The organism is Methanobrevibacter arboriphilus (assembly GCF_019669925.1).
Classification (GTDB): domain Archaea; phylum Methanobacteriota; class Methanobacteria; order Methanobacteriales; family Methanobacteriaceae; genus Methanobinarius; species Methanobinarius arboriphilus_A.
The window spans coordinates 1,660,435-1,681,310 of record NZ_AP019779.1 but is presented as its reverse complement, the minus strand read 5'-3'; the positions used below and the strand labels follow the sequence as shown (position 1 = coordinate 1,681,310).

The window sequence follows — 20,876 nt, the reverse complement described above, 5'->3', positions numbered from 1 at the left end:
TGTTGAACATGATATTTTTAATAATAAAAACTTAATAATTATTACAGTATTGGGAATAAAAAAGAAGACATAACAAATAAACTTTTTTTAGCTTATCATCATGTCTGTTTCTTTTTTAACTTCAACATTCTCATATTGAGGTTCAACCAATATTATTTTATTTTTTTGTATTAGTTTTATTTCATGATTAACACCCGTATCATGATAGCAAGTTACTGTTTCCTTGTCTTCAGATAGGTAGTATAGGTTTTGCAAGACCAGTCCTTCAAGTAAATGAATGGTTAGGTAACATTTGGTTAAAAGGGTATTGTCTTCGTATTGGTCTAGTAGTGCAATTTTAAGGTTTTCAGCAATATTCATTTTTATCACTTTTCCCAATCAATTAAATCACTATGATACTCTTTACCGTTTAACCCACCATTCGGGTATATTTCATACTCTATAAACCCTTTAGGTATTTCTATTAAATCTTTTTCATCAGCATAACCATCTTTATAATCCAATGCAGAACCAGTAAAACCAAAGAATCTGCGGTAATTTACACCGTCTCCAGTTATATAAGTACTAAATACATCAGTATCATGATTATGTCCTTCTAAAAATAAGTCAGCTGATTTTTTATTTGTATCTCTTATAAATGCCCCTTGTCTTAAATGCTGTTCTTTATTTGTGTGTTTTCCATGGTATAAATGTATTTTTAGTGTTTTTCCATTAACTATAATTGTATCATATATTTTATGCCCATATTTTAGAATATCTAAATCTTCACTCATTGACCTATTTAAACTATAATCCAGTTCTAATAATCTTTTATCATGATTTCCACTAACAGATGCTCTAAACGGGTTATATCCTAATCTTTTTTTAAGATTATTTACTTTTTTTTTAAATATATGTTCTTGGTCATTAACATCATATTTTTGTCTAAATGAGCTATCTCCAACTTTTTTACTAGCTACTTCAAAAATATCACCCATAAGATAAACCACAACATAATTTTTACATTTAGCTATTATATCAAACCAATAATCTAACCATTCTTTATTAAATTGTGGCGAACCTATATGTAAGTCCCCTACTGGAAATATAGATAATTTTTCATCTTTTGGTAAATAAACTTCTAATACATCTGAGGTATTTTTAATTATTTTAAATTCATCTATTCTTTTAATTCCATTATTTACAGTTCCTTTATATGTTATTAATGTATCATCTTCTATGTTGTCTAAATCTAATATTTGTGTTTCTTCTGTTATTTCTTCGCATACTGGTTCTATTGGAGGATTAAGGTAATCTTGTAGTTTGTGTTTATCATATGAGGATTTAATTATGTCTCCATCATTAATGATACTGTATCTTTGTTTGCCATTTACAAATCCGCTTTTTACAATGTTCATAGTGTTTTATGCTCCATGTTTTATAAAAAATAATAATGTTTCAAAAATAATCACAAAAATGTAAAATAAAAATACTCAAAAATGTAAAATAAAAAAAAGGAATTAAAGTTTAACTTTTACCATCATCTGATAAAACCCAACTTTCGTTATATCCTCTAACAGTTCCGTTTAAACACCAACCAGTACCAATTGGATAAACTTTACTGTTTTTATCAGCTTTAGCACTTATATCTACAATAGTCCATTTATTAAATTCTCCACCTTTTATTTCAAATTGGGTATGTCCTGAACCTGATTTACAATTTACGTGTCTGTATCTTGTTTGATAAATGGATTTATTGTCTTTTTTAAATTGTGAAGCTATATATACACCTAATTGTGCAAAGTCAGTGCAATTCATTGCTTTACCAATGGTTAAATTTTTAATCTCTTGGGATAATGTGTAAATATCATTATAATAGTAAGAATATCCAAAACCACCCATCAAGTTATAAAACTCTGTGAAATTCTTAGGAATGTATTTTTTACCTTTAATATTAACTGTTGGATTATTATATTTAGGAGTTAAAACATTAACTGTGTTTTTGGGTTTTTTTATCCAAACATTATTTAATACTTTTTTAGGTTTATCCTTTTTATACTGTTTAACCCTTTTATACATATCTTTTAACTGTTTATAACTTATATAATCCTTCTTGGAACTATTTAAATAAACATTAGTAGGGTTTTTACCATTACCTTTACGGTAAGCTCTTGTTCTTCGTATCATGTCTTGGTAATTACCATAAGTTATTAAAAGTTCTTTATTTGATAAATCAGCCATAATATAAACACTCCTCATAATCTTCATCAGACTCTTTTTCTGTTTCCAAATCTCTTATCTCATCTTTAAGGAAATCCACCCGCAATATTGTAAGTATACGATTCAACATAGCACTCAAAGCTATAACCCCACCTACAACCTCAGCGTTTAATCCATATCCTGCTCCATAAGCACCAATATACCCCAGTATTGCTATAATAATAGTTAAATAACCTGTTATGTTTTCTAATATTTTTCTTGGATTTTGTTTTATATAATTTATTAATTGTTCTATTTTGTTCATTTTTTAACCCTCTTTGTTTTTGATTTCCATGTATTCTTTCTCTAACCTTAATTGTTCAAAATAATACTCTTCGTTATCATCTAAAAACCTTAAAAAAGCTAATTCGCTTAATCTTTTTCGTATCTGTTTTAATCTGTCTGTCATGCATCATTCTCCAACCTTTCCAAATACTCCTCATCAGTTAAAGGTTCTTGTTGTGTTTCTAATTCCATAATACGATTTAATACTGTTTCTTTACTAATATCACGGACTAATTTATTGTTTATTATTTTATATTGTTTGTTTTCTAATGTTTCAATAAAATCATCAGCTACTTCAATAGTAGACACTTCTAAATCTTCTAAATCAAAATACCAACAAACAACCTGCAAACTACTGTTTAATTCATAACCAACCAACATAAATTACCACCACGCATAATAAACCACTATATTAGTTCCAGTAGACTCAAAACGATACCTTATAGTCCAATTAGAACCATTCAACTGTTGATATTGAATATAATAAGCACCATTACCCCCTTTAGTGAAAAACACAAACTTACTACTACTAGCACCACTAGGAGGAGTAATATCCACAGTCCCAGCAGTATTCGCAGTAACAGAAGAAATAGTGAAACTACCAATATTAATAACAGGAATACTACTCACACTCGAGGCTGTTGCGAAATAATCACTATTATGCCCATCTAACAAGTCAGCATCTAATCCAGACCCTGCCCCATCCACGTTTGAAAGTTTACTTAATATACTACTACCTGTTTCGGTAGCACCATCAGCCCCATTTGTAACTGTGAAATCTGTGTGTGTACTGTTACTAAAACTAATACGGTATGTATCTACCAATCCAACGGTGCTTATTTTACTTACACTTGTTATACTAACCCCATTATCTCCATCTGTTCCGTCTTCACCATTTTTAACCTGAAAATAAGAATAAACAGGCTCTTTACTATAAGTTATACGGTAAATATCAACAAGACCATCACTTTCAACCTTATCAACAGACAATATACTACGTCCATCTTCACCATCACCACTAATCGTTTTATCATAAACATTCGTAATAATAGGAGGGTCGTTATAGTCAGTGTAGGTTACTATTACAATATCTCCTATTTCTAATTCTAATCCAGTCGTATTCTCAACATAAGTGATTATATTCCGTGTGGTGTTTTCTAATCGCACATCGTATTGATTATCTCTTTTAGCTAATACAATACCTTTAATATTCATAGTAAAACCCCTTTTTATTGTATACTTAACATGAAAAAATCCCAGCTTAAAATACGAAGAGATCCTTGATAATAAATAAAAGTAACATTTTTACTACCTTTATATACGCTCCAACTACAATTAGTATCAACTAAACCACTATCAACTGTACCTCTTTTATTTTCGCCCCAACAAGCTAAAACAGTTTTAGGAGCGATTGGTAAAACATTACTATATGATTCTTTAAAATCTAATTGAGTAGGTTCCCTTCCACGGAAGGTTACAACTGTTAACATTACATTAAGATTATTAAACATGTATTGTTTTACAGTAAAATCACCCATTGGGTGTGTGGGATTATCTACCCATGAACCAGATCCTACTAATGTTAAATTGTCTGTTGCTATTTTTGATAGTGCTATTAGTGCATTATCGTTTATGTCTGCATTTACTATGCTTCCATCTATAATGTTTGAACTATTTACACTATTATTTGCTAGTTGTGTGTTTGTCACTGCATTATCATTTATTTTACTAGTGGTTACTGATTTATCATTTATTTTACTTGTTGTTATATTATTGTCTGTTATTTTAGGTGTTGTCACTGCATTATCTGCTAATTTACTTGTAGTAACATTACTATCTGATATTTTTGCTGTTGTTACCGCATTACTTGCGATTTTATCATTAGTAACACTACCATTTTGAATGTTTGACGTGCCAATACTAACAGTTTCTAGGTCTTCTTCTACTCCTGTTTTCCAGTCTTCTAAGCCTATTATTTGTTGTGTAGGTAAATTAATAAGGTTATTATTATCATACTTCTTAGTATTAACTCCCAATATGATATTAGTAATAGTACAAGCACCAGTAAAACTAACAACAATCTTCAACCGTGTTTTATCAATAATATAACTAGTTAAATCCTCACCATTAGTAATGCTCCGTATTGTAGTGTTATTTTCATCTTTCAACACCAGACCAATATTGGATAATCCTGTTCCCTCAAAGGTTATTTTATTCCAACTTTTAAAATTAGTTAAAAACACCGTACAATCAAGTGTGAAAGCATTACCATTAGCCCCAACAAGCTCATCACCATTATTAGTCGCAGTATTATTAACAAGATTCACATTTAAAAATTTAGTCCTTTGTGGTGTTTCAGTACCATTAAAAAGCCCAGTGCTAAAGCCTGATGGTATTTGGGTGTTAAGTATCATTTCTAACACTCCACCAACGGCTATACTACTATTCAAATTCTTATCATAAATTGGGTCATTCGCTCTACTATAAGCATCGTTTTCATCATAAACCATTATAATTCCTCACATTCCATATTTGGCGGTTGTTCTGTTATTGTTTCTCCATAACATTCTACACATTCATAGTCTTTATTGAAAATCATCGTTACTACTCCTTTGATACTTGTTTTAATAAACTCTCCTTCTTCGGTTGCACTGCTCAACAATCGTTCCGTATCTATGGGTATTAGTGTTGTGTCTTCTATTCCTTGTCTTAATCTTTCATAATCTATCATAATGTTACCTCATAAGGCAGATAATCCCTTAAAAATTCAATAATATCTGTTTCAACACCATTAGGTACATTTATATGCACTATTGTTCCGACTGTGTCTGTTAAAAGGTCATTTGTTGTGGTTTCATCACTAATTAGCTCATTAAGTGTGTTTTCATCACTAACTCTGAATCCTACAACTGTGTAATCACAGGTTATATATCCTGTACTGTCATCAAGAACATCAATATACAATTTATTAAGAACAGTTTCTAATCCCCTAAGAGTCATAATATTATAATACCTTATCAAAATTAACGCTCTATATTCACTATAACTCCAAGTAGGGTCTTTTTTCAACTTCAAATCTTCACCATACAAATGAAGGTAACTATCTGAACATCTTACAGGACTTAAATCTAATGATAATTGACTAAGAAGTTCTTCAACAAAATCAAAACTTTTTCCTTCAAGATTATAAAAAAACCAACCCATATCATTAGGTGGGTTCATCATATTATAATCTTCAGGGTAATTGTCACAAATAATGTCCCCAAAAAATGATGAGCCATCATAAGCCATTATAATCAATCTCCTTGGTTTATTTGTAAATCTCCATTTATAATGGCATATTCGGTATTGGTTAAATCAACAGTTTCGAATCCTGTTAAACTTGCATATCCTACTCCTTCGACTGTTTCACAGTAAAATCGTAAACAATCAGGGTTAAAAACCCCTCCTAATGGTAATTTATCAATATAATTATTAATGTTGATTATTATTTGTTCTAATGCTGTTTCAAAACTAAAATTAGCTCTCATATAAATGGTTATGCTCATTGTTTCATCAATAACCGCACAGCTCTCAGCCTCACTTATGGTTAATTCATGATTAACAATACTATTCTCTTTTTTACTGAATAATTGTATTAAATCTTCAGTTGTTACTCCACTTGTTGGTTTATAAACAAGTGTTCCATGTTGATAATCTGTAAGATTGTATAATGCATCAGTTACAAGTGTTTTAGCTGTTTCTTCAAACCATAAACTAGTACCTGGAGATGAACTGTTTCTTATTCTTTCACGGTAATCATCATCGGTTTCTTCATCCACCCCTGTTGTGAAATCATATGGGTTAGTAACGGTTAAATTGTATGGTAAGTCTGTTATTATTGTGTTTATAGTTCCTGCTTTAACATTACCTATTACTCCGTGTTCATCACAGATTACATCAGCTGTTATAGTGCCTGTTCCTGTGTTGAAGGTTATGTCTTCTTTTAATATGAATATTATACTATCCTCTGTACTTACCTCTGTACCATTGTAGATTGTTATATTGCTTGTAGGTATGGGGGTTAATGTTAAATTAACGGTTCCTGTTGCGAATGACCCCTCTTCACGGTACACCCCTTTTCTTTCCCCAATATCATCAAGTGCATCACCCTCAGCACTTTTAATAAAATTAGCTTGTTTAACAAGGTCTATTAAAACCTCAAGGTCATATTGTATCAATCCTTGATTAACAGCTTGTTTAAAGTTCTCACCATTCTCTGACCAGTCATTAACCGTTGATAAACCACTAAGGTAACTGTTACTCACACGGTCCATAATTTCTTGTACTATGTCTGTTAATTTTCTTTCAACACCATCTGCTTGTGTGAATGATTGTTCTGTTATGTTCAAAATATCCCCTCAATTATAAAATCTTCCTCATCATCAGTTAAAGGAGTTACCTGTAATTTATATTCCCCATTTTCGTAATATGCTTGACATTTACTAATCCTTGGGTCTTCGAGTGTTACTGTTTCAATTTCTAAACAAATTAAGGCTCGGGTTATCTCGTTATTGTCTTCACCTATGAATTCTCTTAAATCACTACCAAGCGAATCGTTGATATATGAATAAGTACCCTTATATGTCATGAGCCTATTACGGATACTTTGACGGAGATTATCCAAACCACTCACAATTGGTATTTGCCCTCTACTGTCAAGACTTCCACCACTCTTTAAATCTGTACCATAATCCATTTTATATCACCACTCTTGTTTGTTTATATTTTAGACATGCTGAAGAACTGCAATCATAAATTTTGCCTTTGTATGCGTTCCAAAAATGCCTATAAGTTGCATTTTTCCAATATCCTTTTCCTTGAATAATCTTTACTTTTATTCCTGCCCCACGACACATTGTATAAAATATCCAAGCAAAATCTACACAGTTTGCGGTTTTATTTTCCCAACAATATTTAGCACTGGTTGGTCCGAAATTGTATACACTTTCTTCTTTTACATGATTAAGATAATATTTATAACGGAAACCCCCTTTCCCCCCGTCTTTTCTTAACCATTTATAAATATCAGTTATACTTCCTAATTCCTTACCTTTAAGCATTATCCTTTTTTCAATAGTACTATTTGCGCCTTTACTCGTAACACTCTTAGTACTTCCACCATTAGAATATTCTGTTCCAACATCTGGCAATCTATCGTAGAGTGTTAATGTCATATCTATGGGGCTTGTGTCTATTTGCCCTATGAAGAATGTTTTGGCTTTTTTAACTAAGGGTGGTTTTAATTCAATATATTTACCCTCACTTATCCCTTTTAGTGGAGGTATGGTTAGTTTGAAATCTTTTTTAGGTTTACTTTTATCTTTATAATCTTTCTTAAGTTCCGTAAGTGCTTCTTTTTTATCCTGTTGGGTTGTTTCGGTTTTAGCATTAGTTGAACTATTACTACTTGCTTTTTTTAAGTGTAATTTTGAACCATAAATTTTTTTATAACCTGTTACTCCATCGAAATCATTATCACATTGTTTACAAGTTATTTCTCCTTCTGTTGCTGTTTTTCTGCCTTTTGCTCCATGAGGGTATAATATTCCTGCTTTTTTACAGTGAGGACAATAATTTTCCCATGATTTTTTATAAAGTATATATTTATAACCTCTTTTTACTCTATCCCAACCACCAGGAACCATTCTAACAGTTATTGTTTTTTTATCATATTCCCAACGAACCCCCGCTTGAACAGTACTTCCTTTATAACTTGTCAAAATAATCACCCATTATAAATTTTACCTTCAAAAGGATCTTTAAGATTTTTCCGTACACTCATTGGCTTCAACATAGTGCTAAATCCATTATAATTAAAATCTTTCCACCCTTTACTATTTTTATACATGACAGTACGGTGTGTTCCACTACTAGCATACGGGGAATAATAAGATATTATTTTACAAGGAACATGATGAGCTTTAAGTTTATTAAATATACGGTCACTCATGCAAAAACAATCACAGCTATTATAACTAGTGTTTCTTAATTGTTTGTTAATATCAAGCACTATTCTACTTATTTCTTTATCTGATTTATTACTTTCATTAGTGGTTGTATTATTTGCCGTTAGGGTTTTTGTTAAATTTATAACTCCCCAAATATTTGATAAATCCCAATTAGTAGAACTTTTTAATGTGCTGTTGTTAGGGTCTAATAAACTGTAAGATGTTGCAATCTCTGAATAATCAAGACTATTGGTGTATTTATTAGCTATACTTAAACTGTATCCTTTAATTTCTTGTGGGTATGGTTTCCATGTTAAAGTTCCGTTTTCATCAACATCAAAATAAATAAGAGTGCCTCTTTTGTATTCAAGGCTTAATAGGTTACTTATAATTTCTAATAATGGTTTATCTTGAAATACTAAGCTTGGGAAAACATTCTTGGTTTTACTTATTTTAAATTCTAAAATTTGTTTATTAGTAGTGAAAGTATCGACTAATGCTTTTAATATTTGACTACTAGTTTTATTTACTGGAGAATAAGATTTACTGGTTAATAAAAACTTTTTATAATCTAGGCAATCGTAAGAATAAAAGTCGGATGAGTCTTCTGTTTTCTTAACTATTTGCCCTCCAAAAGTTTTATGGTCTGTGCTTACCAGTTTTACATGTGTTCCAGGGGTTAGATAAGTGGGTGATTTGAATGTTAGACTTCCTGCTTTATTCCAGTCACGTTTTATGTTCCAATCATTGAATATTGGCACTTCTTTGAACTCATTACTGTTTTTATCAACCTCGTCGAGTTCTTGGTATCGTGTATAAAGCTTTGAAGTCATATTTTAAACCTTTTCTTAATGTATGCTCTACAATTTTTATCCCATACTCCACTTACTCGGATTTTAGCTTTTTTTCTTTGCCATTTTTTAAATTCTTGTTGAGTGTATTTACACCAAAGACCATCTACTATATAATTTTTATAGTAACCATCGGATTGTAGGAGCCTTTGTAGGCATCGTACACATTTACGGCCTCTTTTATTACAATCTGCCTTAAAAACTCCACATTTATACAAATATTTTATAACTGCTATCGCCTTTGTTTTACTGTTTTTATTACTGTTTACGGTTGCTTTTTTATAATTAAAAGTTTGGAAATCTTTAATTGTTGTTGTGAAGTTTGCTTGTTCTGCTATCTCCCAAGAATACTCTCTCTCACCATTAACATTGTCTTTCCATGTTAGGCTTGTTATAACTCCATTGAAACTTAATCCATTAACCTTTTTAACATCATAATCTTTCATATTATTAACACGTGTAGGAATTAATCCTATATCATCGTTTAAAATAATAACCGGTAATGATTGAGTTTTACTATTCTTTTTAAGCTCTAAATAAAGCTTATGATAATCAACCACCTCACCGTACAATTGTTTTTTAGTAAGTATAGTTGAAAATTTTATAACCTCACTACTATCCCTCATAAATTTATGATAAGTTTTACCAGTCGTTAATTCCCCACTAATATAATTTTGAGTGTTATTCCTATCCACTCCAGTGTTTTGGATGAGTTCTATCGCTTGATATGTTTTACCAACTTGGTTGATGTTAATGTTTCTTATTATAACTTGAACCATAATATTATACTCCTGTTCTCATCCTTTCTAATTCATCTCTACGGTCTATCACATTTATAACATGATTAGGGAAATCTTTATCCATATACAAGCTTTTGAAAACATAAGTATTCCCAGTCTTACTCCCTGATTGGTTATTATTATTATTTTGTGAGGTTTCTTCAAAAGGACTACCAGCGTAACCACCATTATTATTATGTGTAACCTCCCATGGACTGCCTCCACTGCCAGTAACAGCATTAATAGCTATACTAGCTAAACCGCCACTAACACTATCTAATGCTGCTACAAACGCAGTCCAAGCAGCAGTACCTGCATTAGCAAAAACACTTTTAACTTTATCAGCAACACCACTAATAGCATTATAAATCTTGCCAGGCAATGAAGTGAAGAATTTAACAACAGTATTTACAAAACTACTAGCAGTACTACGCCCCTTACTTATGAGGTTAGCTCCCCAACTACCTACTCTTGCTATTACCCCTAATAATATAGTCCATACTCGACCAGGAAAACTACTTAAAGCAGCCAAACCAGCAGATACAAAACCAATAATAGCAGTCTTAACAATAATGAGTTTAGCTACAAGATTATTCCATGCAGCTATAAGAGTTCCATAAATTAATTGCCCTACATACATTAAACCAGCACCGAGAGCATTAATACTATTCCTAACAGTTTCATTATTAAAATATAAGTAAGCAAGTATAGCAACAAGTGCAGCTATTGCCATAATAATAAGGAATATTGGGTTAATACTCATTACAAAATTAAGTGCTGTTTGTGCAGCTGTTTGTAACCATGTAGCGGCAGTTAATATGCCTGTTTTTATAGCACTTCCTGCTGCCATTATGCCAGATTTAACATAATTACCTGCAGCGGTTAATGCTTGTCTACCTGAATCAAGGAAAGCAGTGCCTAATGTTTTTAATTTACTACCTGCTGTGGTTGCAAAGCTACCTATTTTACTACCTGCACTAGATAAAGCACCAGTCACAGCAGTCTTAAAACTATTAACTTTACTAATAACACTACTAAAAATAGAACTAGCACTATTTTTCATTCTTAAAAAAGACTGTTTAATATTATTAACTCTTGCCTTAATTGACTCACTTAAACTATTAAAACAAACTGCACTAGTTTTATTATTTTCACATAAATGCATAGCTCCTTTGAAACTACTAAAAGCATTATTTACTTTACCAAACACGCCTAATAATGCTGTAAATCCTCCTGCAAGTATAGCTAAACCACCAGCTCCTACAATGAAAATTCCTAATAAAGTTTTAAATGGTCCAGGAATAGTGCTTATCCCATTAGCCACCCATTCAAGAGCACTAGATATTTGCTGTAAAGGAGGAGTAATCAAAGGTAATATAATATTGCCCATAGCAGTTGCCATTTTACCCATAGTGTCATCGAAATTCTGTTTTAATGTAACATAACTATTAGCTAATTTATCATTAACTTCTTGAACGTCATAATTTTTTTTTATATATTCATCAAAGTACCCTACTCTTTCTTCAGGGGTGGCGGCTTCCCACATTTTAAGGAAAGATTCTTCAGTCATACCCGCCTGTTGAGCTACATCTTGAACACTAACTCCAAGGGTACGGAAAGCTCTGTTTGGACTTGTACTGATAAATGCTTTACTTAAACTTTGCCCTACAGTTGATATGTCTTTACCTGTGATTGTTGCGAAAGCTGTAACATCTTCAGTTAGTGTTGATAATGTGTCAAGACTTCTAACTCCTCCTACTCCAAATTGACTCCACATGCTTCTTATTTGACCTTTTCCTAGTGTGGTTCTTTTTGCAAATTCCCCTACTTTAGCATTCACAGCATCCATTGTAGCACTACTTTCATTTAATTGTAATGCTTGTGATAATCCCATTGTAGATAATTTAGCATCTGATGCACTTGTTGCAAATGAGTCTAGTGTTGCACCACTAGCGATAGCTGTTATTCCTCCTAATACTGTTGTTAGGTCATCTAATTCTGCGCTGGAATTTGCTGCAGCATCTCCTATCCCTTCAACATCTTCAGCGGTTTGTTGTGCTCCGCTCCCATCTAATTCGTCTAAACTTGTTTTTATTCTTTCTATTTCTTCAGCAGCATCGCCAGTATCAACATCGATGAAAAATTGTTCATTTTGAACATCTAATAATAAATTGTTCAATTCAGATACTTTTTCGTCTGCTCCGTCTGTATTCATGTCAAGATTAATTATCCTGTCTTGAATTTCGTCTTCTAATGCTTGTAATTCTTGTAGTTTTTCTGCTGCTTCGTCAATTTCTATTTCTGGTTTGATTGATGCTCCATTCATTTCTTCTATTTGTGCTCTTAGTGATTGTAGACTTTCATCATCGACTTCAGTGCTTATTCGTATTGTTATTTCCTCGTCTGCCATGATAGCTGTCGCTCCTTTGTAGTGTTTTTAATAGAAAGTTTTAATAATAAAATAAGATAAAAATAATAAAAAAGGTGTAAATGTGAATAAAAAAAATAAAATAATAATGATAGGGATTTTTTTTGTATTTTTAATGTTAAGTATAAACACAATTAATGCAGCATATCTTAACAATATTACAGTTGATAAAAAAAGTCTTGTTTATGGTCAAGAAGATATTATCACAATTAAATTAACACATAATAATACTCCTGTGACAAATGGAAGTATAAGTGTAACTGCTTATCAAAATGGAAGTTATTATAATGATTACTTATATTCTGGTAAAACAGATAATAATGGAGAAATAAAATTCAACATGAGTCAATTAGGTTATGGTTTTCATCAATTATTCATATCTAATTATAATTTGACACATACTGACGCATATTTATCAACATACCTACAAATTCGTGATACAAATAGTTCTCCAATAGATATCACTACCTCAAAAATTACTATTTTAGATTATAATGCATATAACATTACTATTAAGGCAGAACAAACTAATAATCCTTTATCTAATAGGGAAATTATTATATCAACTTCTGATTTCCCTAATTATTATTCCGGGGCATATCTCAAAGGAATAAGTAATAATGAAGGGATAGTTATTTTTAATCTGTCTAAATTTTCTAATGACCAATTTATAATGTATTATGGGTTAGTTGATGACAATAAGAATTATTTAAAAAATTCTTCTTTAATTAAAATTCCATCTATAAAGATAAAAGCGATTATAAGTAATCTTAAATATTTAGCAAATCATAAAACTCAAATAAATATTCAATTATTAGACCAATATAACAACACTTTAAGTGGAGCTTACCATTTATATTTAAACAAATTAAAGAATGGAAAATTATATAATGAAATTACCAATACAGAATGGTATGAAACTGCAAGATATTTAGATTATTACAATAATTATTTAGGGGATTATGGTCAAATTGACATTAAAAAAGGAGTTAATACTGTTATTCTCAAAGGATGGATTTATAAAGGAATTATAACTCTTGAAGATTTTGGAGGGTATAATATATATGGTAATTTAACTGTGGATAATAAAAGACCATTAAATATTAAAGTAATGGGTAATTATTTAAATAGTAAATATTATTTTATAGAATACGCTGTTTATGATAGTGGGAAAAAAGTTTATAATGAATTAAAAGCATTAGTAAATGGTAAAACTTATTTTGGCGAAAATGGACATGTATTAATACCTATTAATGGTTTTAAAACTTATAATGTTAAATTATATTATAATGGAGATTCAGTTTTTTCTAAATCAGAAATTAACACATCTTATACACTTACAGGTAATGAAATAATTAAACAAAGTATGACTGGTAAATTAATTAAAAAATTTAAACGTTTTGGTCATACTTATGGTAAATATAAAATTTATAATGTTTATCAAAAATTAAATGGAAAAATATTTAAGGAATTTTCTCATTATGAAACTTCCTTGTATAGTGCTGAAAAATATAAATTATTTAAAACAGCAAATGAAAAAATAAAAATAAATGGATTTATCCCTTCAATTTATCTTAAAAATAAGCTTAGAATTAAAGCTTATTATGATGGGAATAATGATATTAAACTTAACTACTATTTCCAGTATAAAAAAGGAGGAATAAGTAAACTTGCAGGTTATATAAAAATACACAAATATAAAACTTATTATAGCTGGTATAATAAACAATTCTTGCTTAGTTTTTCATCTAATCTTAATAAAAAGTTAGCTATCAAATATGCAAGAATAATAGGATGGTAATTAATAATATTTTTATTATTTTTTCCATCCATTTAATTCTCTTTGATACTCAATAATCTCATTAGCAATAATATCATAACAAAGCTGTACAACAGGGGGACTGTCAAAATAATCCTCCCTACTTATCCCTTTCATTACACCAGATAGATACAATCGTGTTATGTTTCCTAATCGTCCCTCTTTATAATTAAATTCTTTTTCAATCAATGGGAAGATCTAACACTTCCATGTCAAAGCCAGATGATTTTATTATTTCCATTGCGATGTTTTCAGTTAATCCTCCAAGTCCTTCAAATAGGATTTTCAATTGGTCTTCTGTGAATAATTTATTAGTCTGTGGATTGTAAAGTGTGTTGTTTAATATGTATTCTATTCTTTCTGTGACTGGTTTTGTCCCTGCTATTGCGTATATTTTATGTGATAATAATTTAAAGTGAATTTCATACTTTACTTTATTTACTGTGAATGTTCTTGTTTCATAATAGTCTTTGTTTAGTACTTTTTCTTTTGTTTTTTCTAATAAATCGCTTAGTGTTTGTTTTTTTGTCATGTTTGTTTTCTCCTATTATATGCGAAGGTTTTATATATTAATAATTACATAAATATTGTTTATGTTAAATAAAAAAAGATTATTTATTGTCTTTTTAATAATAATAGTCTTAGGATTTACTTTAAACACGACCTATGCGAAAACATATAATTTCCACGGAAAAGAAATTAACGGGAACGCGGAGTATTGGGGTGAGAATAGTAAAATGGCTGTGAACACTTTTTATACTCATCATAAATGTATCGTTAGTGTTACAAGTAAAATTAAGGTTAAATATTTAAGGTATTATTATTATAAAGGATATAATTTAAAAGTTAAAAAATTATCACTTAAACAACCACGACCACGATATAGTGGTGCTTGGAATGGTAAAGTGAGGGATTATGAAAAAACGGTTAAATGTAAACCGTATCATTACCCCGTGAAAATAAGTGTTGTTGTTTAGCTTGGCAATGCACTAGGCATGTTTTTGATTTCGTCGAATTGACATTCAAAACTAACGGTTAAGCCGTCGCCTGGTTTCCATTCGCTTGAGGGTACTACATACCCTCTTAGGCATTGCACTCGTCTTAGGTATTGTTTTCCATTTCCTGCTTTGCCAATAGCACTGAATGTTGCTTTCTCTATACTACCCTTTTCAAGGTATTCCTCAAAAGCGATTAATTCTTGCACGCTTGCAGGTAGTTCCAAGCTTTCTATGCTTATTTTTCCACCTGTTGCTGTGTTGGGTGTTTTGACTGTTCCTTTGTTTGTGTCTATACTTCCACTGTTATCGTCCTTGTCTACTTTTATACTGGTTATGGTGAGTTCGGGTTGGTTGTCTAGTTGTACTTTAACATCTCTTAATAAGTTTACCATGTTATCTATTCCTCGTTGATTATTAGTGTCATGTTCACATCGAATTTTCCGATTATATCGTCTTCGTTTAGGATTATGCTTATTTCAGCAGTATTTTGACCTGTTTTAATTATGTTAAATTTGAGGTCGGTTATGAATCCAATATCCATGTAGGTTTTTTTAATACTTCCAAGCTCGGTTAAAAGGTGTGGATATCTTAATTTTATATTGTTATCTTGTCCTTTATACTTTTCAAGCATTAATCCTACTTCATTAACGAGTAAATGATACACTCTCTCAATCTTTAAATCTCTACCAGTTGGAGTGTTACTATTAACAATTTCAATAATATTATTCACACGATCACGATATTTAAGAGCCAATCCACCATTATTTATAATTGATTGGTAAATCTCATCACCATACACTTCTTTAGTTATATTACCAGTCACACCATCAAGCACCATTCCTGTTTTACTAATATTCTCAGGTAATAATAATGTTCTTGCTGTTTCTATTGCTCCTGTTTCACCAAGACTGTAACTTTTTAACCCTTCATTTTCTTGGGTGGTGATTATCTCGTTTATTCCACCATCAATGAATTTAGTTGCGATTGCTTCTTGTTTTGCTTCTGTTGAAACCATTATAGTGTTTATTCCAAATGCTTTCATTTTAGCAAATTGAGCGTCACGGAAAGTTTTAACTATTGTTTGTTGAGCATCTGTTAACTCATAAGCAATATAAATAATATTAACTCTTGCATCTTCCAATTCAAGTAATAAACTTGAAAGTTTATCATTAGTTAAAGTATAATCCACGGTCGCGCCAGTACCACTAGTAGTATTCAAGAGTACTACATCGGTTTTGAAACCTTTCTCTCTCATTCTTTGAAGGTAATTATAACCTACTGCTTCCTCCACGCTTGTTTTTTGGTCGCTTAATGCTAAGTCCATGTTCTTATAACTTTTGAAAGTGAAGCTGTTATCTTTAAATGGTGCCATTACTGCAACCACATTACGGTAGTTGATTGTTGGTGTTACACCGCTTGTTTCTTTCATGTTTATGATTGTTTCGCCTTTCATCCTTAATCACTCTTGTTTGAATTTGTTAAATCGTTCTTCCAATTCCTCGTTACTTATGTCTTCATTGTAGTATTCTGATTCTTTGAATGCTTTTACTAGGTATTTGTTTTGTTTTTTTAATTGGAATTCCTTTTTAACTTCTTGTTTTACTACTTTCTTAGATTCTTCTGTTTTTTTATCTGTTTTACTCTTCTTCGCCATTTACTTCAACCCCTCCAAAAAGGACCGTATAATCTATATCATCTTCATATTCCCAATCATAAGACTCTTGGAAACTAAGTATTGTTTTACGAAACTTACAATCATATTCTGAACTTATAACCATCTGTGATTGATTAAAACCTTTATATGTGAAGCTTAAATCATTATTTTTCATTAGTAATTTAATAACTTCTTTAGTACATATGTCAATTTGTGTTTTAGCCTTAGAATAATCTGTATCTTTACTACTAACAGTTAAAACAACATTAACATCAAATATGTTTGTTTTATTAGCTTTTTTAGATTCTTTAGTGTTTGTTTCACCAATAAATAATCCATAATTTTCTTCTTGTAATTTCTGTTCATCAGGTCCACTAAGAGTAAAATTTTTTAAAACAATATTACCCTCTTCTTTAGCTTCCTTAAGCATACGGTATAATCTTAAATCAGTACTAAACAGTTGTTCTGTTGTAACATTTATCATAATGTACTCACCTCAACCCACATACTATTCAAATCACTTATTAATGCTTCTCTAGATGGTTCTGCGAAAGGATGTGGTTCTAAAACTCTTCCCGGATTATCTCCAAGTTCATCAGTAACTAAGTATGGAAAACCATTATTCTCAGCATTATTATCTACTACCCACTCTAAACTACCAACTGAGTCAGTGTAGAATGATTCACGACCATTTCCTGTTTCATATGGGTGTGTGTGTTCATTATAATACAATTCCTCATATTGTAATAATTGATTAGCTGAGGCTTCACCAATATTCTCTGCTGATTCATCCAAACGATTAGATATATCATCAACAATATCTTTTAAAGGACTAAAAATCCCATCAACTGGTAGGCTATCTAATCCTGTTTTATCCACACTAACACTAATGCGAGTAGTGATAAAACTATCAGTCATATTATTTACCCATTTATTGTTTTACGAGTTTTAACAGTACTTATTTTATGATTATCTAATTGTTTAATAGCTTGAGAAAATAAAACACCTGCCCTGCTCTGTGGAGTAACATCTTCTTCTTGTTTATTATTGACTTTAAGATTAAACTTTCCAAAAAGGTTACTTGCAGTTAAAACATAAACTGCATTAAGGAATAATTCTTTATTAACATCATCGAAAGTATTTAATAATCTTTTAGTGTAATTTTGAGCATAATTTAAAGAACTTTGATAAATGAGTTCAACTTCAAGCAAACTAATTTTTTTATTCTTATTATCAAATAATAAATCAATTTCTTCTTCGGTTAATTCATCAGTATTAAATTCAATATTCTCATCATCATTAGAAAGTGCCCATCCATCAAGATGAACTAATATTTTGTTAATTTTTTCAGGGTCAAGCTCATTAATCATAATAATACCTTCATATAAAAAAAGAAAAAAATAGATTATGGAAAAAAATGTTTATAAATTTAGGACCCTGTTAATTTAATAATAACAGTACCAGTTGCATCATTAAATACAGTACTTACAGTTTTATCATCAAAGCCAGTTGCAGATACATTAACATCATAAGTACCATATGGTACATTACTTATATTACATCCACCTGCTACTCCAGTAGTACCTGTTTTATTAGCTCCAGGTAATTCTATTTCAACACTTGCTCCATTAATTGCACTATCATCAGATACATCTAAAATACTAAATGCAACACTATTAAGCACATTTCCAGAATCAGCTATTTTAGCACCAAGAACATCTTCAGCAAATATAATACCTACTGCAAAACTGAAATCAGTACTAGTTACATATGATTTGAGTAATTGTTCATAGGATGATTCTGCTTCTGCATCCATAATAGGACCATAAGCAATACTATCAGGGTTTGCGATTAAAACAGTTCTGCCTAAATCTCTTAAAGGTTCATCGAGAACATCTAACTGTACTACTTTTCTTCCTCTTATAACAAGGTTATCTTCACTATCAAAGAAGAATAATTTATCACCTTCAACAGTTTCACGGTTACTTGCTTCATCAATAAGATCAGCTTCCATTTCAGAATCAACATAAATGTTTGCTAATTTACGATTACCTCTTTGTTTAGTATATGCTTTAAGCATAGAAGCTATTTGAGGAATTAATTCAGCATTAGGATTAATATCATCATACCAACCTTGAGGTGCTTTAGGGTCTGTTGAAGTACCTGCAGCAACAGCTATTTTATCCAATTCAATAAAAATACCATCAGTAGCATATATTCCATCAGTTTCTCCACCAGTTGGTGCTTGTGAAACATCATCTATTCCATAGAAAGCTATTTGTTCAGCACTGAAAGCTGCGGAAGGTGCAAGGATACTTTGGAATTTATTCATGAATCCATCTTTTTCTATATTGTCTTTTAAGAACAATTTAGGTACAATGGTGTAAGTTGTAAATGCACCTGCTATGAGTGTTTGTTTTAAGAAAGTGGGTACTGTTTCTTGCACATCAGTAAGGTTTTGTATTTGAGCACCTTTGTTAGCTCCACTGATTTGTTTTAGGTTTTGTAATTTAGCTTTAACTCTTAAATGTTGAATGTCTTGTTCAGGACCATTCATTTCAATTGATCTACATTCACTTAAAAATTGTGCTTCACTTTCAAGTCTTGTCATAAATTCGGTTGCTTGTCCGTGTACTATTCCATCAGTTACTTCTTTGGTTGATGGATTAATGTCTATGTTTTCCCATTTAGCTATAAATGGTTTGTTCATTTTTATATCGTTTTTGGTTACCATATTATCATCTTAACTCTTATTATCATAACAATGAATTGTATTATTTTCTTATTTTACAACCAGTGATTGGGTCTCTGTTAGTTAATTCAAAATAGTTCGGGTTGGTTGCTTTTTCTTCAACACTACCTACTATTTTTGAAGATTTAACAATCTTTGGTTCTTCTTTTTCCTCTGATTCTTCCTTTTCTTCAGATTTACTGATTTCTGCTTCAGGTTCTTTTTCTTCACCTGCTTGTTTAATAGCTTCTTCAATTTTGTTTATCCTTTCATCTTGAGCATCGATTCTGGCTATTAAATCAGAAATACTTGGTTCTTTTGAAGGTTCTTCAGCTGGAGGTTCTTGTTTAACATCTTCAGCTTTACTTACATGTGCTTCAGATTCTTTTACTTCTTCTTTTTTATCTTCAGGTTCTTCTTCAGGGATTTCTGATTTAGCTACAAAAATCTCTTGTTTCTTAAAACCGAGTAACTCGGCTATTTTAGCTAATTTATTATTAGCATCCATTTCTTTAGTCATATAATCACTTTTACTAATATATACTTCATAATCCATCACATGCAAACCCACACCATTAGCAGGTTTTAAAACAAAACTAATGAATTTAGGTAATGCACAATCTGCATCAGGCAAATCATTATATCTTATTTGCCCTACTAATCCCATTGAACAGGATTTTTTTATATCATTCCATAAGCTAAGTCCTTTATATTCTCCTGTTCCGCCTAGTTCAAGAGGTAATATTTTAGTTTGTATTTCAGGATTATCTATTCTAAGTATAACAATCCATGAGCCACTTGGAACTAATGTTCCGCTTATGATTTCATCATATTTACTAATATAGGATTCTTGAATAGTTATTCCATCTATTGGTATTCTTTCGTGTTCTTCATCGAATAATATTTCATCACTATTAGTAAATATCTTTTTAACATCTGTAACCCCAGTTACAACGTCTCCTTGTCTGTCTGTGATTCCATTAATCATTAATGGATACTTCACGTATAATGCATCTTGTTTATCGTACATAAATATCAGCTTTTATTTTTATAGCTCTCACTAGCCCATTAATTGGGGCAAGTTATAATTCATAAGAAAAAAT

The 20,876-nt window shown here is 30.8% G+C and carries 28 protein-coding genes; 3 read left to right on the top strand and 25 right to left on the bottom strand.

The features are described from left to right. Window positions 1–87: 87 nt before the first annotated feature. From MarbSA_RS07390 to MarbSA_RS07315, 16 genes are all read right to left on the bottom strand, one after another. Window positions 88–255 carry a hypothetical protein gene (locus MarbSA_RS07390; RefSeq protein ID WP_221061301.1) on the bottom strand — a complete coding sequence of 56 codons (168 nt, stop codon included), beginning with the start codon at window positions 253–255 and terminating at the stop codon, window positions 88–90. Window positions 256–365: 110 nt separating this feature from the next. Beyond that, complete coding sequence (locus MarbSA_RS07385) at window positions 366–1,397, bottom strand: hypothetical protein (protein WP_221061300.1); 1,032 nt, start codon at window positions 1,395–1,397, stop codon at window positions 366–368. A gap of 109 nt (window positions 1,398–1,506) precedes the next feature. Continuing rightward, window positions 1,507–2,220, bottom strand: coding sequence for a hypothetical protein (locus MarbSA_RS07380; RefSeq protein ID WP_054834519.1), 714 nt, complete (start codon window positions 2,218–2,220; stop codon window positions 1,507–1,509). Then, window positions 2,213–2,503 (bottom strand): hypothetical protein, encoded by a 291-nt coding sequence (locus MarbSA_RS07375; protein WP_221061299.1) that lies wholly within the window; start codon window positions 2,501–2,503, stop codon window positions 2,213–2,215. The genes MarbSA_RS07380 and MarbSA_RS07375 overlap by 8 nt, the downstream gene beginning before the upstream one ends. Window positions 2,504–2,506: 3 nt before the next feature. After that, window positions 2,507–2,647: a hypothetical protein gene (locus tag MarbSA_RS07370; RefSeq protein WP_156314521.1), complete on the bottom strand. Its 141-nt coding sequence runs from the start codon at window positions 2,645–2,647 to the stop codon at window positions 2,507–2,509. After that, window positions 2,644–2,904, bottom strand: a complete 261-nt coding sequence (locus tag MarbSA_RS07365) for a hypothetical protein (RefSeq protein WP_054834521.1) — start codon at window positions 2,902–2,904, stop codon at window positions 2,644–2,646. The genes MarbSA_RS07370 and MarbSA_RS07365 overlap by 4 nt, the downstream gene beginning before the upstream one ends. Before the next feature lie 3 nt (window positions 2,905–2,907). Beyond that, window positions 2,908–3,738: a hypothetical protein gene (locus tag MarbSA_RS07360; RefSeq protein WP_221061298.1), complete on the bottom strand. Its 831-nt coding sequence runs from the start codon at window positions 3,736–3,738 to the stop codon at window positions 2,908–2,910. Between the two features lie 14 nt (window positions 3,739–3,752). After that, entirely contained in the window at window positions 3,753–5,033 is a 1,281-nt protein-coding gene (locus MarbSA_RS07355; protein WP_221061297.1) for a hypothetical protein, read from the bottom strand. Next, window positions 5,033–5,182 carry a hypothetical protein gene (locus tag MarbSA_RS07350; protein WP_197272486.1) on the bottom strand — a complete coding sequence of 50 codons (150 nt, stop codon included), beginning with the start codon at window positions 5,180–5,182 and terminating at the stop codon, window positions 5,033–5,035. The genes MarbSA_RS07355 and MarbSA_RS07350 overlap by 1 nt, the downstream gene beginning before the upstream one ends. A gap of 68 nt (window positions 5,183–5,250) precedes the next feature. Then, window positions 5,251–5,814, bottom strand: a complete 564-nt coding sequence (locus MarbSA_RS07345; protein ID WP_221061296.1) for a hypothetical protein — start codon at window positions 5,812–5,814, stop codon at window positions 5,251–5,253. Window positions 5,815–5,819: 5 nt separating this feature from the next. Beyond that, a complete protein-coding gene (locus MarbSA_RS07340; RefSeq protein ID WP_221061295.1) occupies window positions 5,820–6,914 on the bottom strand; it encodes a baseplate J/gp47 family protein in 1,095 nt (364 codons plus the stop codon). Further along, window positions 6,911–7,261, bottom strand: coding sequence for a contractile injection system sheath initiator (locus MarbSA_RS07335; RefSeq protein ID WP_221061294.1), 351 nt, complete (start codon window positions 7,259–7,261; stop codon window positions 6,911–6,913). Before MarbSA_RS07335 ends, MarbSA_RS07340 begins: the two co-directional genes overlap by 4 nt. Window position 7,262: 1 nt before the next feature. Then, window positions 7,263–8,285, bottom strand: a complete 1,023-nt coding sequence (locus MarbSA_RS07330) for a transglutaminase domain-containing protein (RefSeq protein WP_221061293.1) — start codon at window positions 8,283–8,285, stop codon at window positions 7,263–7,265. 5 nt (window positions 8,286–8,290) lie between these two features. Further along, complete coding sequence (locus MarbSA_RS07325; RefSeq protein WP_221061292.1) at window positions 8,291–9,346, bottom strand: XkdQ/YqbQ family protein; 1,056 nt, start codon at window positions 9,344–9,346, stop codon at window positions 8,291–8,293. Continuing rightward, window positions 9,343–10,143: a hypothetical protein gene (locus MarbSA_RS07320; protein WP_221061291.1), complete on the bottom strand. Its 801-nt coding sequence runs from the start codon at window positions 10,141–10,143 to the stop codon at window positions 9,343–9,345. The genes MarbSA_RS07325 and MarbSA_RS07320 overlap by 4 nt, the downstream gene beginning before the upstream one ends. Before the next feature lie 4 nt (window positions 10,144–10,147). Continuing rightward, window positions 10,148–12,553, bottom strand: a complete 2,406-nt coding sequence (locus MarbSA_RS07315) for a phage tail protein (protein WP_221061290.1) — start codon at window positions 12,551–12,553, stop codon at window positions 10,148–10,150. Between the two features lie 82 nt (window positions 12,554–12,635). Between MarbSA_RS07315 and MarbSA_RS07310 the strand changes: the two genes are divergently transcribed. Further along, window positions 12,636–14,372, top strand: coding sequence for a hypothetical protein (locus MarbSA_RS07310; RefSeq protein ID WP_221061289.1), 1,737 nt, complete (start codon window positions 12,636–12,638; stop codon window positions 14,370–14,372). A 15-nt stretch (window positions 14,373–14,387) separates the two neighbouring features. Here the strand turns inward: MarbSA_RS07310 and MarbSA_RS07305 are convergent, their stop codons facing one another. Together MarbSA_RS07305 and MarbSA_RS07300 are read right to left on the bottom strand one after the other, a co-directional pair. Continuing rightward, window positions 14,388–14,579, bottom strand: a complete 192-nt coding sequence (locus tag MarbSA_RS07305; protein WP_221061288.1) for a hypothetical protein — start codon at window positions 14,577–14,579, stop codon at window positions 14,388–14,390. Further along, window positions 14,572–14,922, bottom strand: a complete 351-nt coding sequence (locus MarbSA_RS07300; protein ID WP_054834538.1) for a hypothetical protein — start codon at window positions 14,920–14,922, stop codon at window positions 14,572–14,574. Before MarbSA_RS07300 ends, MarbSA_RS07305 begins: the two co-directional genes overlap by 8 nt. A 205-nt stretch (window positions 14,923–15,127) precedes the next feature. Between MarbSA_RS07300 and MarbSA_RS07295 the strand changes: the two genes are divergently transcribed. Beyond that, a complete protein-coding gene (locus MarbSA_RS07295) occupies window positions 15,128–15,367 on the top strand; it encodes a hypothetical protein (RefSeq protein ID WP_221061287.1) in 240 nt (79 codons plus the stop codon). Between the two features lie 252 nt (window positions 15,368–15,619). Further along, window positions 15,620–15,799, top strand: a complete 180-nt coding sequence (locus MarbSA_RS07290; RefSeq protein WP_221061286.1) for a hypothetical protein — start codon at window positions 15,620–15,622, stop codon at window positions 15,797–15,799. Here the strand turns inward: MarbSA_RS07290 and MarbSA_RS07285 are convergent. Genes MarbSA_RS07285 through MarbSA_RS07255 form a run of 7 tightly spaced genes read right to left on the bottom strand, consistent with a single transcriptional unit; the run spans window position 15,786 to window position 20,803 of the window. Continuing rightward, a complete protein-coding gene (locus MarbSA_RS07285; protein ID WP_054834541.1) occupies window positions 15,786–16,841 on the bottom strand; it encodes a hypothetical protein in 1,056 nt (351 codons plus the stop codon). The two genes, MarbSA_RS07290 and MarbSA_RS07285, sit on opposite strands and share 14 nt — an antisense overlap. A gap of 6 nt (window positions 16,842–16,847) precedes the next feature. Continuing rightward, entirely contained in the window at window positions 16,848–17,042 is a 195-nt protein-coding gene (locus MarbSA_RS07280) for a hypothetical protein (RefSeq protein WP_221061285.1), read from the bottom strand. After that, on the bottom strand, window positions 17,026–17,526 hold the full coding sequence (locus MarbSA_RS07275; protein ID WP_054834542.1) for a hypothetical protein: 501 nt from the start codon (window positions 17,524–17,526) through the stop codon (window positions 17,026–17,028). Before MarbSA_RS07275 ends, MarbSA_RS07280 begins: the two co-directional genes overlap by 17 nt. Next, window positions 17,523–17,960 (bottom strand): hypothetical protein, encoded by a 438-nt coding sequence (locus MarbSA_RS07270; RefSeq protein WP_054834543.1) that lies wholly within the window; start codon window positions 17,958–17,960, stop codon window positions 17,523–17,525. Before MarbSA_RS07270 ends, MarbSA_RS07275 begins: the two co-directional genes overlap by 4 nt. A 5-nt stretch (window positions 17,961–17,965) precedes the next feature. Beyond that, entirely contained in the window at window positions 17,966–18,412 is a 447-nt protein-coding gene (locus tag MarbSA_RS07265) for a hypothetical protein (RefSeq protein ID WP_054834544.1), read from the bottom strand. Window positions 18,413–18,471: 59 nt separating this feature from the next. Continuing rightward, the gene (locus tag MarbSA_RS07260) at window positions 18,472–19,776 is read right to left on the bottom strand and encodes a carboxypeptidase-like regulatory domain-containing protein (RefSeq protein WP_054834545.1); all 1,305 of its coding nucleotides are present in this window, start codon (window positions 19,774–19,776) and stop codon (window positions 18,472–18,474) included. 40 nt (window positions 19,777–19,816) lie between these two features. Then, window positions 19,817–20,803, bottom strand: coding sequence for an XkdF-like putative serine protease domain-containing protein (locus MarbSA_RS07255; protein ID WP_221061284.1), 987 nt, complete (start codon window positions 20,801–20,803; stop codon window positions 19,817–19,819). Window positions 20,804–20,876: the final 73 nt, after the last annotated feature.